Annotated in this window: 9 protein-coding genes and 1 pseudogene; all 10 read right to left on the bottom strand. The window is 65.3% G+C overall.

Features of this window, described 5'->3' with window-relative positions:
- Positions 1-4 precede the first annotated feature (4 nt).
- Positions 5-1375 (bottom strand): exopolysaccharide Pel transporter PelG, encoded by a 1371-nt coding sequence (pelG, locus tag BX591_RS13760; protein WP_111931999.1) that lies wholly within the window; start codon positions 1373-1375, stop codon positions 5-7.
- A 47-nt stretch (positions 1376-1422) separates the two neighbouring features.
- Entirely contained in the window at positions 1423-3027 is a 1605-nt protein-coding gene (pelF, locus tag BX591_RS13755) for a GT4 family glycosyltransferase PelF (RefSeq protein WP_244146958.1), read from the bottom strand.
- On the bottom strand, positions 3024-4307 hold the full coding sequence (locus tag BX591_RS13750; RefSeq protein WP_244146957.1) for a sugar ABC transporter permease: 1284 nt from the start codon (positions 4305-4307) through the stop codon (positions 3024-3026). Before BX591_RS13750 ends, pelF begins: the two co-directional genes overlap by 4 nt.
- Before the next feature lie 112 nt (positions 4308-4419).
- Positions 4420-5898 (bottom strand): PelD GGDEF domain-containing protein, encoded by a 1479-nt coding sequence (locus BX591_RS13745; RefSeq protein ID WP_111931998.1) that lies wholly within the window; start codon positions 5896-5898, stop codon positions 4420-4422.
- A gap of 122 nt (positions 5899-6020) precedes the next feature.
- Complete coding sequence (locus tag BX591_RS13740; RefSeq protein WP_111931997.1) at positions 6021-6587, bottom strand: penicillin-binding protein activator LpoB; 567 nt, start codon at positions 6585-6587, stop codon at positions 6021-6023.
- Between the two features lie 67 nt (positions 6588-6654).
- Positions 6655-10767 carry a tetratricopeptide repeat protein gene (locus BX591_RS13735; RefSeq protein ID WP_111931996.1) on the bottom strand — a complete coding sequence of 1371 codons (4113 nt, stop codon included), beginning with the start codon at positions 10765-10767 and terminating at the stop codon, positions 6655-6657.
- On the bottom strand, positions 10742-13648 hold the full coding sequence (locus BX591_RS13730) for a bifunctional glycoside hydrolase/polysaccharide deacetylase family protein (RefSeq protein ID WP_111931995.1): 2907 nt from the start codon (positions 13646-13648) through the stop codon (positions 10742-10744). The genes BX591_RS13735 and BX591_RS13730 overlap by 26 nt, the downstream gene beginning before the upstream one ends.
- A gap of 395 nt (positions 13649-14043) precedes the next feature.
- Positions 14044-15363, bottom strand: a complete 1320-nt coding sequence (locus BX591_RS13725; protein ID WP_111932156.1) for a cation:proton antiporter — start codon at positions 15361-15363, stop codon at positions 14044-14046.
- 77 nt (positions 15364-15440) lie between these two features.
- Positions 15441-15566 (bottom strand): annotated as a pseudogene (locus BX591_RS13720) (DUF3175 domain-containing protein); the annotation flags it as partial.
- Positions 15567-15643: 77 nt separating this feature from the next.
- A complete protein-coding gene (locus BX591_RS13715; protein ID WP_111931993.1) occupies positions 15644-16171 on the bottom strand; it encodes a PRC-barrel domain-containing protein in 528 nt (175 codons plus the stop codon).
- Positions 16172-16192 lie beyond the last annotated feature (21 nt).

Below are 16192 nucleotides of genomic sequence, written 5' to 3'. Positions count from 1 at the left end.
GGCCTTATTGCAGCATGAAGGTCTCGTATTCTAGCGATTCCAATTTACGATCGAGCAGGTAAAGACTCGCCAGCACGACCACCAGCAGCGCGCCCGCGAAACCGTATCCGTAGAAAGCGGGGTTGAGCGCGAGCGTGAGCGCCGTGAAAATCACGTTCAGCGCGACGAATCCCGCCACCAGACACAGCACGATCTTGCGCTTGTCGAGATAGAAGAACACGTTGATCGTGCCCATGAAGACCACCTGCATGCTGGCGGCGATCACGTCGATATAAAGCAGCGGCAGATACAGCGTCGAGATTTTCAGCCACGACAGCAGCACGGTGCCGGCGGCGAACAGCACCATCGCGGCGATGGTCTGCACCTTGATGATTTCCCAGATGCCGTTGCGCAGTGCCTCCACCATCGCGTTGCGCATGCGTTCGATATGCTGCAGCGACGCACCTTCGCGCACCGCGTCGTAGAAGGCGTCGTAGTACTCCACGAAGTCGGTTTCAATCCGCATCAGAAACACCGCCATGCCTGGAATGATCGCGAGATACGCGAGAAACACGGGAATGTCGTAGATGAGCGACGCCCGCAGCGGCCCGATCACCGGCTGGCCGGTGCCGGGCGAATACCAGAACATGAACTTGTCGACCCAGATCGCGAGGTTATACAGCAGGCCGGTGAGCATCAACGACGGATAGCGGTACTGCTTCCAGAACATTTCGAACGAGATGAAATGATCGCTGCGGTAATCGCGGTAAATCAGTGCGAGCAGGCCGACCAGCAAGATCGTCTGGCCCGTTACGAAGCCCGACAGCAGCCCGGTCAGGCCGAAGCGGTTGAGCGCGAGCGCCGCGCCGGTGGTGAACGAATAGCCGATAAAGAACACCACGATGATCGACACATACTGCTTCATACCCGACAGAAAAATCGTCGCGATCCAGATGTTGCACATCACGACGAAGCCGGCCAGCATGAGCAGCCGGTACGCGACGGTCTGCTGCGGAAATAGCAGCACGATCGCCAGCGTGCCGAGCACGGCTGACGCCACCGTCACCACGAACGCCACCGCGTGATAGTTCGGCAGCACCAGATCGTCGCGCTTCTCGAACAGACGGTCGGAGGTAAAACGGGTGTAAGCGAGTTGCAACGGACCCGTGAGGATCAGCGACAACGAGATCAGATACGTCACCGAGACCTGAAACTGCGTGATGAGCCCGGTGGGCAAAACGAACGGTAGGCTCAGCACACCGATCAGCAGAATGCCGACGATCGACAGCACCCATGGCCCCGCGCCGATCAACCCGGCGTACGTATAAGCCTGCATCAGCCCCAGCAGCGTATCGCGGCGGAGCATCTTGCGCAGTTCGAACCCGATTCCGGCCATGGCGATCCGTTCCGTTTGCGTTGAGTGTGGGGTGGCTCAGTGCCGCGTCAGGACGACAGCGCCTGCTGCGCTGTCGGCTCCAGATCCGCTAGCGCAGTGAGGCGCGCATACAACTCGCGATACGAGCCCACCATCTGATCCTGCGTATAAAACCGCTCGACCCGTGCAATGCCCGCTTGTTGCGCCGCGTGCCAGTTGCGCTCGTCGAGCAGGTCCAGCGCTGCTTCGGCGAGCGCACGCGGATCGGCGATCTGCACCACGCGGCCCGCTGCGCCGAGCGCGGCGTCCTCGCCGTCGAGTCCGTAAATCAACTGGCGGCACGAGCCGACATCGGTCGTCACCGACGGCACGCCCGCCGCAAACCCTTCGAGCACGACGAGCGGCAGCGCTTCGGAAATCGAACTCAGCACGAGTACGCCGCATTTGGGCAGCAATTCGTCGATCTTCTGGAAGCCGAGAAACTTCACCTTGTCCTGCAAGCCCAGACTCTCGACCAACGCACGGCATTCGTTCGCATATGACTCGTCCTCGTCTTCGGGACCGGCGATCCAGGCTTCGGCCTCCGGCATCTGACGCACCACCGTCAGCATCGCGCGAATGAAGGTCTTGATGTCCTTGATCGGCACCACGCGGCCGATCAGGCACAGCGTCTTCGGGATCTGCGCGCCGCGTTGCGCGCGTAGCGGCGCGAGCCGCGGCAGGTTCACGCCGTTGGGAATATTGGCGGTTTTGTGTTCGGGTGCGCCGTCGACGATCTGACGTCGACGGTTACCCTCGTACAACGCGATGATGTCCTCGGCGGCGTCGTAGCAAACGTGGCCCAGCGTTTCGAAGAAACGCACCCACAGGTCGCGAAAATAGCCGATCTGCGACACGTCGCGTTCGAAGATGCTGCGGTTGTCGCGAATCCATTGGCTCTGGAACAGATCGATCTTGCGTTCCTTCGTATAGATGCCGTGTTCGGACACCAGCAGCGGACGGCCATGCCGGTAACGCAGCAATGCGCCCAGAAAACCCGCATAGCCGGTCGAGACGGTATGGAACATCTTCACCCTGGGCAGTCCCTCGGCAATGCGGGCCAACTGCCACAGCGGCTTGTGCATGATGCGCACGGTCCAGAAATAATCGACGAACGACGGGTCCGTGCAGTACTGCCGGTATTGATCGGTCAGGTAAGTCCACGATTCCTTCGAATACAGAAACGCTTCTTCACCCAGTGCGCCGCCGGGACGCAGATCGTCGAGCATGTCCCTGAGCATCCGGCCGGCCGCCTGGCGCATGGCGGGGTTGCGCAACTTCTCGTGCATCTGGCCGGCCTGCATGAAGGCGGCGGGGTCGCCGGGCTGATGACGGATCATCGGCGGCGGCGCGAAGTCGTACAGATAGTGATTCTCCAGATGCACGACGTTGTCGGGCAACGCATACGACATCTTCGGATAGTCCTGCGGACGGCTGCCGAGAAAGCACAGTGCGAAGGTGTATTCCGGGAACGCCCGGATGATCTGGTTGACCCAACTGGAGACGCCGCCGCTCACATACGGGAAGGTGCCTTCGAGTAGCAGCGCGATATCGGCGGAGGCCGCGCGCGGGAGTTTGGGCGCGGCGTGTGGGGCGTGCGGGACGGTAGCGGTGGCGGCTTTGGGAGCGTTCATGTTGGGCGTCTCGGCGGTGCGTCCGGCGCGGACAGGTGGTCGGGCATGGCACGGTGCATGGCGTCGCGGGCCGATGAGTCGGAAGCGTTAGACGAGTTGGACGCGTCGGGCGCGTCGGGCGCTTTGGCGTCGGCGTCGACCGCGCGCGGGCCACCTGAATCGCGCGGGCCGGCAGCGCTATTCGTTGCACCCGCCTCGCGCCCCTGCCAGAACGCCAGCACCGCGTGCAGCGTCGAGCCGCCCGCGTGACTGTCCATCTCGCGCAGCAAACGGCGCACGCGCGCAAAATCGCGCCGCAAATAAGCGGCTTCGGCGAGATACGGCAGCATCCGTTCGCGCGGAAAACCGCAGTCGATAGCGCGTTGCAGCATCGTGTCGGCGTTGTCGAGTTCGCGGCGGTCGAGCGCGAGACGGCCGCGCAGGCGCCAGAGCGAGGCGTCGTCGGGATCGGCGTCGAGCGCCGCGATAGCGAAACCGTCCGCCTGATCGGCGGCGTTGCGATAGACGTCGCCGGTGACCAGATGCTCGTAGATCAACTCGCTGTACAACTCGGCGAGGGTTTTGTTGGCGCGCCGCCGGTCGGTGTCGTTCAACGCCGGATGCAGCTTGCGGTCGAGCTTGGGCCGTTCCAGCAGAATCCGCTGCGTAAGGGCCTTCTCGCGATTGTCGAGAATCCCGTACGCCAGCAGGCGGATGTCGTCGAGCGGGTCGGCCAGCATGCCTTGCAGCAACGGGGAAACGGTGCGCGCGGGCATCGATTGCATGGCCAGCAGGGCGGTCATGCGGAACGCGGTGCCGGCGTCGGCGTTCTGCAACTCTGCCTTCAGCCGCGCGCCACGGCCGTACGACACGTTGCCGATCAGATTGGCGGCGAATTCGGGCTCGTCGACTTGCGTAACCGGCAAGCGCTCGGGCGGACGCGGCAGGATTCTTGCAATGGCGAGCGCGCCGAGCGTGCAGGCCACGCCGCCGATCGGCAGCGCGAAGTTCAGGAACCACAGTGCGGCGAGTACGCCCTTGCGCGGCGCGCGGTAACGCCGCGGCAGCGCACGGGCAATGGCGAGCGAGATCAGCAGCGCGGCCAGCGCCTGGACCAGCAGGCAGAGCAGCAGCGTGTGCGTGTTCAGACGCGCGGCGTCGCCGGACGGTGCGTCGTCGGGAAGGCCGCCGAGCCATTGCGCGGATGTATCCGGCGCGCCATGGGCGGCGATCGAGAAGACCGCAAGTTGCAACGCGATGCCGGCGAGTCCGGCAAGCATGGCCAGCAGCGCGGACCCCATGCCGGAGCGTGAAGCCGAAGCCGATCCCGCATGAGCCACACCCGCGACCCCAGCCACCCCAGCCACTCCCCGCGCCGCGCCAACGCCCCTCGCTTCCCGCGCCGAATCCGCATCAGACTCGCGCATCGCAGCGCTCCAGCAAACGCCGCAATTCATTCACCGGCTCCGCATCGGCGATCACCATGGCGTGCACGGCAATCCTGGCCGACTCGAAATCGACGCCGTATTGCGCGCGCAGATTGTCTTCGATCCGCAGCAGATAACCGTCGATCGAGCCTTCACCCGACAGCGGCATCAGCGTCAGAATCGCGCGCAGCGGCCCGGTGTTGCGCGCCCATTGCACGTCCAGCGCGCGCCGCGTGCGCAGCACGTGGTCGTACCAGGTGGTGCTGGCGGTGCGTTCGTCGAACACCAGCGCGACCAGCGACGAACGCACCCGCGTATCGCGATACAGATGCACGAGCCGCGCGTAATCGAGCGCGAAATCGTAGGGACAATCGGCAAACGCCTGCAGCAGATCGCGCGTGACGTCGGCATGCTGCACGCCGTCCGCGTAGTAGTTGCACAGCACCAGCAGAAATTGCAGGTTATCGCGTGTCAAGGCGAGAAACGGCATGCGTTCGATCACCAGCAGACCCACCGGTTGCTTCAGCGCATCGATCAACGGCACGCAGGCGATATAGCGGCTTTGCGCGGCCTTTTGCTGGGTTGCCGATTCGATATGCACCAGCGTGCGGACGTCGAGCGCTTCGCGCACCAGCGGATCGTCCGCGTCGAGTTCGAACGTGGTGCCGATCCACGCAGCGGCTTCGTGATGCGGATGGCCGTCGCGCCATGCGTAAAGACGCGCGCCTTCCAGCTGGCAAGCTTGCGCCGCGGTATCGAGAAACTGTTGCGCGCCACGCAGATCCACCACGCCGCGTTGCGCGTTGCCGGGCTCCTGGGTCAGCGTCACCGCCCGCATACGCGCCAGCGAATCGCGCAACGTCGCGGGGCGGCCGAGCAGATCCTGTTCGAGGCGTTCATGCGAAAGCCGTAGCAGAAACTGATTGCGCGTGAGGATCGACAGCCGCTCGGCGAGGTAGTCGTTGGCCATGCGCGCCTGGCCGAGCCGCGTGATCCAGACGTCGCCGAATTGTCCGCACAGCAGCGTGAACGCGAAGCCGCCGAAGAAGAAGCCGACCGGAAACGGCTGCGGCTCCATGTGCGGCTCACCCAGCGCATGCGCGATCGAACCGAGCGACGACGGGTCCGCGCCCGGATACAGCACGTACCACGCGCCGAGCAGAATCAGCCCGGAGAACGTCCCGGCAATCGAACCGTAGCGCAACGCCAGCACGATCGGCACGCTCCAGATCCACACGAAGCCGACGTGAATCAGTAACGGGTTGAGTGGCCGGAACAGCCAGCACAGGCCGATCGCGAGCAGCGTCGCGAGGACCGATTCGAGCGTGGTGACGGCGCGTCGACGCGCCGTGCCGCGCGGCGGCGCGACCAGCCGCGCCCACCACGAGCCCGCGCCGATGCTTTGCGCCTGGCGACGCTTGAAGCGGGAGCGCGGCGCGAATTGATCCGGAGCACGCGTGTTCATGGCGAGGGCTTCCTGATATCGGTTGAAAGACCGCCGGCGTGAGCGCCTGGCCCGCACGTTCGTCGTGAACGCAGCGAACGCTGAGGCGGCGCCGGGCGCATCGGCATGATCCCGGCTCGGCGTCAGCGCGCCAGTGGGCTCAGCAACTCGCGCTCGAGCTTCTGCGCGACGCCCGACACCGCGTCGCGGCTCCAGCCGGTGCGGCTGCCCGTGCCGGTCCAGACGACCTTGCCGCTTTGCACGTCGAGTACCTCGAACGTGATGCCGACGGCCGGCTCGCCATCCACGCCGACCTTGTAGCGCCACTCGTTGACCGCGCCGCTCAGCGCATAGTGCGCATTCTGCTGACGGGCCCAGTTCAGCGCGTTCTGCTGGGCGTCGGGCTTGGCCGGATCGAACAGCGTTTCGTCGTCGGCGCTGGACGGATAGCGCGTCAGATTCGCGTAGCCATATGCGCTCAACAGGCTTTGCGCGATCGATGCGGCGCGCTGTCCGGCTTGCGGCGTCTCGGTGTTGTTGGCGATCGGCAGGATCACCCACGTGTCGCTCTTCGAGAACGCCGGCGCGCTGCTGCGGTCGATCACCGAGCACCCGCCCAGCGTCACCCCGAGCGCCGCGCCGAGCACGATCGACAGCACGGCGGCGCGCCCGCGCGGCCGCTTCGTTTGAGCTTGTTTTGCTTGGTCCATCTTGCTCTCCAGTCAGACAGGCTTGATTCGATTCACCGGGCAAGCCACGGCTTGCCGACGTCTTCTTCTAGTACAGCCACTGATACCGCGCGCCGATTTCCTTCACCGAGGTCGAGTGATTCGACGACGCCCCCTGATACAAGCCGTAGATCAGCACCTGATCGCCGCCGAACAGACTCCCCACGAAGCCGGCCATCACCTGGCCCGACCAGCCCGCGCGCGAGTCGCGCAGCGGCCCGGCGGAGAACATCGGCCGCCAGCCTTTCGAGTAGTTCTCCGGCAGGTCGTCGCCGAACGAAAACAGCAGGCCGCCCTGCGTGAAGGTTTGCGGCATGAAGGCCTGGGCGTTGAACGGGGTGCCGGCCGGCAGCAGGTTCTGCAGCGCGGCGCCCGGCGTGCCGTTGGCGCTGTACTGGCCGTGCGAGAACACCGCGCGGATCGTGTAGTCGGGGTAGTCGGCCTTGATTTTGTAACCGGCGTTCAATTCGATCAGATGCCCGTCGCCGAGCGACGAACGGTCCTGGCCGTGAAAGCGGTCGTACTCGTAACGGCCGCCGCCGAACCAGTGCGAGTCGAGCCGGTAGTTGAAGCCGACCGACGCGAGGTCCTTCACGCCGGCCACGGTCAGTTGCGTGGTTTCGGTGGCGGACTGGTTATAGCCGGCCGCATAGGTCAGTGTGAGTTGCGGATTGACCGCATAGGTCCCTTCCACGCGCGCGGTCACGAAGTCCTTCAACGCTTCGCGGCGGCCGACAATCACGTGTTCTTCGTCGTATTGCCCCTTGTGCGAGTAGACGCCTTCGAGCAGGCGGTCGTGATTCGGCGCGTTGGGCAGCGACCCGGCGTCGGTGCTCTGGTCGCGCTGCCGGTAGCGCAATTGCAGGGCTTGCGACGGGGTCAGCCGCACGCCGCCGGTGATCGATTCCTCGCTGAAGCGCAACGGTCCCTGGTCGCTGTAGCGCACCGACGGCGCGACCGCCTGCGCGTTGCTGAGCAGCCGGTCGTGCAACTGGCCGTGCATCACGCTGTCGTTGGGCAGGCTCGTGAGCGACTCGAAGGCGGTGGTTTGCGCGTCGGCGTTGCGGCCGGTCAGGGTTTGCGCATCCACCTTGTTTTGCCGGGGAATCAGATCGGGCAGCGTGTCGAGCAGGCGTGACAATTCGTTCACGTCGCCTTCGTTGATGGCCAGTTGCGCCTCGGCATACACCGGCCGCGTGCTGCGTTGAATGTATTGCTTTTCGAGCCACGCGCGCTCCATATCGGAGGCGTCCTGCACCTGTGCCCACGAAATCGCCGCCTCGCGTGCAATGGCCGTATAAACGCGCCGCTCCTTGCGGATCGCCTCCTGTTGCACGGGCGGCAGCAGGCCAATGTCGCCGAGCCCGGAGGTCTGTGCGGACGGCGCCTCGGTCTGACTCGCCTGGTCCGCGCGCAGCATGTCGATCAGCACGGCGCGCGAGCGGTCGCCGTTGTCGAACAGCGTGCTCAGCGCGACATAGCGGCCGCGCAAATCGTCCTGCTCCGCGGCGGGCAGCGCGCTCGCCTGCGCCGGATCGCGGCGGCGCCGCGCGAGTTCGAGCCAGACGCTGCGGCGCAATTGCCACGCCTCGTCGATGCGGCCGTTCAGCTCCAGCGCGTCAGCATAAGTCAGCCGCCAGAGCGGACTCTGCGCGGCCTGCGCGGACTGCTTGTGCAGATAGTGCAGCGCCGCGCGGCCGTCGCCGAGACGCATCGACGCCGCGGCGTAGGGCGACCACAGTTGCGGGTCGTTTTCGGCGTCGCCGGCGTAGCTGCGCAGGGCGTTGCGCAACTCGGCGTCGGTGCCGCGGTCGGTCAGCATCCACAGATACGCGGCGCGCGCTTCGGCGTTGTCGGGCGCGAGGCGCGCGGCGCGTTTGATATCGCGCTCCGCGTCCTCCACCGAACCGGTTTGCCGTTCGTATTCGGCCCGCGCCAGCAGGAAGGTAGCGGACTGTTCGGCGGCGCTGCGTTCCTCGGGTGAGAGCGATGCAAGCAACACGCGAATCCGCCCCCAGGCCCGCGCGCGCTGATAGTGGTAAAGCGCCTGCGAGAGCGCGCGCGGCGGCCCGCCGTGGCGATACGCGTATTCGGCGAGGCGGCCGGCGTCGAGCGGCGAGTCGTTGTAGAAACCGGTCATCGCTTCGTAGTCGTCGGCGTCGGCTTTGCCGCCGGCAATCAGCGCGCGATAGCCCAGGTTCGCCTCGTGCGGATGCTGGACCGTGTTGGCGAGCAGCGCGTAGAAGCGCCAGAAGTCGCCGTCGGTGTTCGGCGCGGCGGCCTTGGCTTCGTTCATCGCGGCGAGCGCGGCATCGAACTGGGTTCGCGTGTAGAGCAGGGTGGCGATTTTCAGGCCATAGGCGCCGTTCGGGCCGAACTCGCGTTCGAGGTCGCGCCAGGTGTGCAGCGCGAGATCGTCGTCGCCCTTGCGCTCGGCGATCAGCGCGTAACGCTCCATGACCGCGCGACGCTGCGCGCCGTGCATGCGCGCTTGCAGGAAGCGCAGCGCGCTGTCCGGGTCGGCGAGTTGTTCGTAAGAGAACACCACGGCGTCGATCAGCTTCAGATTGTCCGGCTGCTGTTCCGACTGATGCAGCGTGACGGCCAGCACGGCGGCGTTGTCGTTCAGGCCGGGCGCCAGCCGCGCGACCTGCTGCCAGGCGTTGGCGTCGCCGGTGGCCTGCGCTTGCGCGAGGTAATTGCGCAGCGCCACCTGCGGTTGATGATTCCATTCCGCGACCTGCGCGAGACGGCCGCGCCAGAGGGCGGATTGCGGGTCCTGGTCGAGCGCGGCCTGAGCGATGCGTTGGGCGTTGGCGACGTCGCCATTGGCGAGGAACACGCGGTAGGCGAGTTCGTTGTCGGATTCGGCGGAAGCGCCGGTGGGCGTTGGCGTGGCGGCCGAGGTTGTGCTCGTGGCTGCCGGTGTAGGTGTAGGTGCGCTTGCCGTCGTCGTGGCGATTCTGATGAACCTGCCGCGCTGATCGATCGGTGAGTGGGCGTTTCGCGGTCCACGCGCGTGTTTGCCGTTGCAGGCTCCGTTCGTCGTTGCGCAGGCATTGAACGTCAGCACGACATGTTGCAAACCACGCGCTTGATGCTCAGGTCGATACCATGCGGCGCGTAACCAGATGCCGTGGGCGTTGCGAAATTCGCCGGGCGTGGTGTCGGCCAGCGCGGCGGTCCGCGCGTGCGGCGGGCTCGCGCTTGTGTTTGCGTTTGCGTCGGCGGCCGAGGCCGCGGCATGCGCATCGCCCGCAGTGCCTCTCGCAAATGCAACCACGCGCATCCCTCGCGGCATGACCGCCGACATCTTGAGCAGCCGCTTCACATACTCTTCGGCCAGATCCGGGCGGCCGGCGGCGAGCGCCAGATTGGCGAGATAGCGCAACGTCGCGGGATCGTCGGCGAGATCGCCGAGATGCGCGTTCGCCGCCTGAATCGCCGCGAGCGGATCGTTGCCCGCCTGCAGCGCCTGCACGCCCGCAATGAAACGCGCGCGCCGCTGGTCCCGGTCGTCGGCGTGCTGCTGCGCCTCGAACCACGCATTCGCCGCCGCCGCATAGCGGCCGTTGCCGAGTTCGGTCTGCGCGAGATCGACCAGCCAGCCGCTCGCATGCGCGGGATCGCGCTGGATCAACTGACGGTAGTAACGCGCGGCGAGTTCGCTGTCATTGAGTCCACGCGCCTGACGCGCCAGCAACGCAAGCTGCTCGTTGTCCCACGTGTACGGGGCGGCCTCGCGCAACAACGCGTCGAGTTCGCGCAGCCTCGCGGCCCGCGCGGGATCGTCGGCTTTCAGCGCGTATAGCCGTTGTTGTGCGATCGACACGCGAATCGCCAGCGCGCCTTGCCGCGCGGCCGGATCGTGCGACTGCTGCAAGCGGTCAAGCACGCGCGACGCCTCGGCGATGCGTTGTCCCTTCAGATACTCGCGCGTCAGTTCCGACAACACGTCGGGATTGTCGGGATCGATCCGCAGCCACGCTTCCAGATACGCGATCGTCAGGCCGTCCGTGTTGGTGCCGCGCAGCAGCCGCGCCTCCAGCTTGTCGCGCGGATAGGCGAGCACCAGCATCAGCGCGGTGAGCGCGCCGAGCACGAGGATGACGGCTGGCGAAAACAGCCGTTGCCGTTCAGGTGTCGCAGGCGACGTCGACATGCAATTGGTGGGCGTCGTTGGAAAGAGGTCGGCGGCTCACGCGGCAGGCACCCGCATTTGCGAGGCGCCACTGCGGCGCGATCCGCGCGCGCAGATCGAACGAGAAGCCGCCCGCCGTGCGTTCGAAATGGTCGATGCGGCCGTTCGCGTCGGCGAGATACGGCACGCGCGGCGCGCTGGCCGCATCGATCACCGTGAAGCTCGCTTCGCCGCCGGTGAGATGCACATAGGTGCCGCCCGGACCGGGCAGGTAACCCGCCACGCCGGTCGCGCTCGCCATGTCCGGCACCCGGCCGGCCGGCAGCCGCACGGTGCGCAGTTGACCGGCGTCGCGCACTATCCAGCGCGCGCCCTCGCGTGCAATGCTCAGGTCGAGAAAGTCCAGCACCTTGCGGGCGTATTCGGAGGAAAACACCGGATTCACCGGCTGCCGCAAGACGGTGTCGAAAATCTGCTGCAGCGCCTGCACCGACGCGAACTTGGTGCCGGAGAACATGTGGTAGTAGATGTCCATCGGCTTGAAACGGAGCGGCTGGTCCGTCATGGCGAAGGTTTCGAGCACGCGCGTGAAGCCGTAGTACGGTCCATGCCACAGGTCCGTGTACAACTCCTCGTTCTGGTTCGGCGCGAACACCTGGAAGTAGCCGTCTTTCATCACGCCGAGCGGCGCGATCGCGGTCCAGCTCGGATAGCTCTTCGTGATTAGCGTGTCGCCGCCGTTCATGTTCAGCACACCGGCTTCGTACGCGGCCTTCAGCACCGGCGCGGGGACCTGGCAGTCGCCGCTCCACAGCACCATGCGCACCGGTTTCGCCAGCGGCGTGATCCGTTTGTCGATATAGCCGATCGACCCGCCGATCTCGCGGTCGATGTTGAAGCGATAGCCCGGAATGTCGATCGACAGACCCGTGCTGTTGGTCTGGCTGCCGCCTTCGGTCGGCACGTCCTTGTCGTTGGAAATGCCAAGGCCGGTGACGCGCATCCATTGCAACGGATGCGTGTAAGTGTGGGTCGCGACTTCGACGTTCGGCAATTCGAAAATACGCCGGCCGAGCAGCCGCAAATGCGCGGCGAACGCCTTATACGGGCCATCGTCGCTGACTTCGCCTTCGATCAGCGAGACCGTGGTCGGCATGCCCGAGTCGCGCAGTAGCCGGAACAGCACGTCGCCGGAATATTGCGGCGATGCGTCGGTGTTCGTCGTGCCGTGGTCGCTGAATTCCGCGCGCGACGCGAAACCGTCGCCGTCGATATGCGACATCAGCAGGCGGCGGCCGTTCTCGGTGGTGGTGTCGGGCACCGGCAGGTCGGCGGGCAGGCGCAGCGCGGCTTGCAGAAACGCAATCGGCTGCGTGACCCAGCGCGCCTGATTGACCGCGCCCAGGTCGAACACGCCGAACGGCCGCATCGCATAGCCGCCCCACGGCGTAAGCGCCGCGCCGTCGATCACGAAGTGACCCGAGCGCAGTCGCAGCAGTGAGCGGCTATGCGGGCCGACGCGCACCGCGGTGTAATCGTGCGGGTCCGGGCGCGGCTTCATTTCGAAGCCCATCAGTTTCGGATCGAACGATTCGACCTCGAGTTTGCCGTTCGACGGTTGACCCGGCACGACCTGCAAGTCGAGCTTTTGCGCGAGCGCCGGATCGAGTTGCACGCCGAACGAGGTGAACACCGCGATCGGCAAGCCCGCGTCGATTTGCGCGGAGAGCCACGCGCGATATTCCGTGGCGCGCGGCACGTCGTTGTTCATCCACAGCACGATGCCGGCGTAGCGGTCGCGCAGATCGCCTTGCGGCAACGGCTCGCGCGCGTCGGCGTAGTCGATCCGGTAGCCCAGGTAGTTCAGCGGCATGGCCAGAAAACGTACGCCGGGCGACACGTTCAGATCGGTGCGCGCCGGCGGGTCCTGAATCACGAGAATGCGGCGGCGCTGCGGTTCGACCGCGCCCGCGCCCACGGTGACGAGCGCACCGTCGGTCACGTACGGCACCACGCCTTGCGCACGGATTCTGCCGACGGCGTCTTGTGCGCAGGCGCGATCGGCAGGCGGGCAGTAGTCGATCGAAATGACCGGCAGACGGTATTGCTCGCGGATCGTCCTCGCCTCGCCCAGCAGCCAGTCGCGATCCGCTTGCGGGACTTCGGTATAGCGCTGCTGCGCCTGATTCCAGCCGCGATATAGCGATTCGAATGCGACCGCATAAGCGAGATCGTGAATTTGCGGCAGAATTTCAAAGCCGCGATTCAGAATCAATTTCGCATTGGGATAACGCTGTTTGATAGCGCGGATCACCGCCACCAGGCCGGCTTGCTGCGCGGCGCGATCCGTATCCGTTTTGGCGACTAATTGCCATGAATCGAGCGTGTCGAGAAAAAAACCGCGATAGCCTTTATCCCAGAGCGGGGCAATGACGTGTTCCACATACCAGGCCGGCCAGCCCGGCTGACTTTGATCGACCACGCGCGAGGCCCATGCTTCGTTGTGGCCCGCGAGCCAGGTTTTGGGCAAGGCCGCGTAGTAGCTGCGCGAAGGCAGTACCTCGCCGACGCTCGCGTAAGCGAACCAGGTGGTGTGAGGCAGCGCGTGCGCCAGTGGATTGAATTCGCTGTCGGGTTCGACCACCGCGGCGTCGTAGGCGGACAGCAGTTCGACGGGTGGATTCTTGCCGTAGTACAGCGCGAAGGAAGGCTGGCGCGGGGCGGCGGCGGAAGCCTCGGCAGCGGCGGAGGTCTGCGACGCGAGCGCGCGCGGATCTGTCGCATTGGCGGTATCCGTCGCGGCGCTGGCGGCTGCGCCATGCAGCCAGACCGCTACCGCAACGAGCGCGCCGAGCGCAATCCGCGCGACGTGTGAGGCCGCGCGTTGCGGCCGCGCGGACATCGGCTCACGTGCTGCCGGCCGAAGCCAAACCCTGGGCGAATAACGCAGGCCAAGTTGCGTCATTTATACGTGGCATTCGTATGGAACGGCAATAATGACCCGGTACTTTGGCATTGATGTCGTCGCGCTCTCAGCAATGAGTTAGCGGTTATCTTAGTTAAGAATGCTTAAAGCGACTAGACTCGATTTTGGGTTTTTTGCTTTCTTTGATTGCCGACTAGTGGTAATTATTTTCAAAAAATGCATTGCGCATCGGTATTCGGATTGCTAGCGGATTCTTCAACGCATTGTTTGAAAAGCGGTGGAAAAACCGAACGGGCTTTGCCGGCCGCTATGCATGCCGTTTGCATTGCCGCCGGTAGGCGTTCGCTCGCGTGCCCGGGGCGATGTGCTTATCAGGTCTCGCGGCTGCGCAAGCGGTGATACCAGTTCATCAACGGCGTGGCCGATACACCATGAATCACTACGGAGGCTGCAATCACCGCGAGCGTGAGTGGCACGAGTCGCGTGACGTCGGCGGGGGCGCCGTTTTCGAGCGCGTAGGCCAGGTAGTAGAACGAGCCGATACCGCGAATGCCGAACCAGCTCATCAAACGCCGTTGCGTCGGCGTCGCGCTCGAGCCGAGCAGCGACAGTTCCACGGCGACCGGTCGCACGATCGCGAACAACGCGGCGCACAGCGCGATGGTCTGCCACGTGAAGAGCGGCGCCGTCAGATTGGCGAGCACGTTGCCGACCATCGCCATGACGGCCACTTCGGCAATGCGTTCGAGTTCGATCGTGAAACCGAGCACCGACTCCGTCATATATGCGTGGGCTTTGTCGGGATGCGCGGCGGTGGCGTCGACATCTTCGGAATCGACCGTGCCGATTGCCTTGCGGGGCGAGATGCCGCCGCTCGCACGATGCTCGACGCGGCGCATCGCGACGCCCGCTGCAAACACCGCCAAAAACCCGTACGTGTGTGCAAGCTGTGCGGCGCCGAACGACAACACGATCAGGCCCAGCGCGAAAAAACCTTCCAGCCCGAGCGCCTGCGCGTGACGCGTGCGCAGCCAGGCGACCGCGTGCGTGGTGGCCCAGCCGAGCCCGCCGCCAATGGCGATCGCACCGGCCACCCCCCACACCATGCCGCCGACGAGCGCGAGGTTCAGTAAGCTGACCGCGTGACCGGCCGGCGTGGCGCAGACCGCGAGGCCAAGCGCCGCGAAAGGCAGCGCAATGCCGTCGTTCAGGCCACCTTCGCCGGACAGCGCGAAGCGCAACAGATCGTGATCGCCGGGGTTGTGGACCTGTACGTCGTGCGCGAGCACCGGGTCGGTCGGCGCGAGGATCGCCGCGAGCAGCAAGGCCGGTCCCCACGCCAATTGCAGAACGTACACGCCGAACAGCGTCAAAAGTGGAATGGTTGCCAGCATCGCGACGAAGCCGAGACGCAGCGGCACGGTCCACAGTTTGTCGAATACGCCGAGCCGCAGGCGCAAACCGATGGCGAACAGCGAGACGAGCAGCGCGATTTCGGTGACCATGCGCAACACGTGCGCGTCGGCCACCATATCGAGGCGCAACAGATCGAAGCCGGGCGGCCCGAGCAGGTAGCCGGTCAACAGGTAGAACATGGCGGCGCTGACGGGCAGGCGCCGCAGGGTCGTCGCCGCCACGCCCATGAAAACGAGCACGGCACCGACGATAAGAAACCACAGTGTTTCGTGCATGAGCATCCGGTGAAGGTCGGCATGCGCGTGGCGCAGGCTTGACCGGTTGAGAAGGGCGCAAGGCTGCAGGCGTTGCGTCAAGGTTCGCGGCCGAACGCTTCGCGTAATTTGCGTTTGGCCTGCTGCAAGGTTGCGCGCCGCGTTCTGGGCAGATTCTTGCCGGTGCGGTTGAGGTAGAAATTCAGCATCGACATGGCGGACCGCCGCGCGCCGCTGCCAAAGTGAAACGCGCCGGCCGCCGCAAGCGCGGCAAGCCGGCGCATCGAGCCGGGCAGAACTTTTACAGCTTCAGCCCGCCCGCTTCAGGCGCATCCGACGAGCCCGCCGGGATGTCGCCGACGCCGAGATCGTCGCGTGTGTCGTACGCACCGCGGCCCCAGTAGGGTTCGCTGCCGTAGTACTGGTGCACGGAGGTAGCCCAGGTCTGGTCCGCCATGGCCGGCCAATGATCCTTGTCGAATCCCGGTGCGTTTTTGACGCGCTCCGCGGTCATATTGAGCGTGAAGCACTTCTGCTCGGTATCGAGCGTCAATGCGTGCCATGGAATGGCCATCAGCTTGTCGCCGATACCGAGAAAACCGCCGCTCGACAGCACCGCGTACGCGACGCGGCCCGAGCCGACATCGAGCATGATGTCCTTGATCTTGCCGATGTCTTCGCCGTCGCTGCTAAGCACCTTGTTGCCGTCGAGAGTGGCTGCAGCCATCACGTCCGGACCGGGGCCATCCGCGGTGGCGCTGCCTTTGCCGACGATGCGGGCGCCCTGGCCCTGGCTCATGCCGGCTTGCGTCTGTATCTGGTTCAACATGGTGTGACTCCTCTACAGGTT

The sequence above is a fragment of the Paraburkholderia bryophila genome, assembly GCF_003269035.1.
Lineage (GTDB): Bacteria > Pseudomonadota > Gammaproteobacteria > Burkholderiales > Burkholderiaceae > Paraburkholderia > Paraburkholderia bryophila.
Note: the sequence above shows the minus strand (reverse complement) of the source record. Positions and strands in the feature narration are given on the sequence as shown.

Coding starts and splice junctions, on each gene's coding strand:
- pelG (WP_111931999.1), bottom strand. CDS start 1,375: ATGGCCGGAATCGGGTTCGAACTGCGCAAGATGCTCCGCCGCGATACG.
- pelF (WP_244146958.1), bottom strand. CDS start 3,027: ATGAACGCTCCCAAAGCCGCCACCGCTACCGTCCCGCACGCCCCACAC.
- BX591_RS13750 (WP_244146957.1), bottom strand. CDS start 4,307: ATGGGGTCCGCGCTGCTGGCCATGCTTGCCGGACTCGCCGGCATCGCG.
- BX591_RS13745 (WP_111931998.1), bottom strand. CDS start 5,898: ATGAACACGCGTGCTCCGGATCAATTCGCGCCGCGCTCCCGCTTCAAG.
- BX591_RS13740 (WP_111931997.1), bottom strand. CDS start 6,587: ATGGACCAAGCAAAACAAGCTCAAACGAAGCGGCCGCGCGGGCGCGCC.
- BX591_RS13735 (WP_111931996.1), bottom strand. CDS start 10,767: ATGTCGACGTCGCCTGCGACACCTGAACGGCAACGGCTGTTTTCGCCA.
- BX591_RS13730 (WP_111931995.1), bottom strand. CDS start 13,648: ATGTCCGCGCGGCCGCAACGCGCGGCCTCACACGTCGCGCGGATTGCG.
- BX591_RS13725 (WP_111932156.1), bottom strand. CDS start 15,363: ATGCACGAAACACTGTGGTTTCTTATCGTCGGTGCCGTGCTCGTTTTC.
- BX591_RS13715 (WP_111931993.1), bottom strand. CDS start 16,171: ATGTTGAACCAGATACAGACGCAAGCCGGCATGAGCCAGGGCCAGGGC.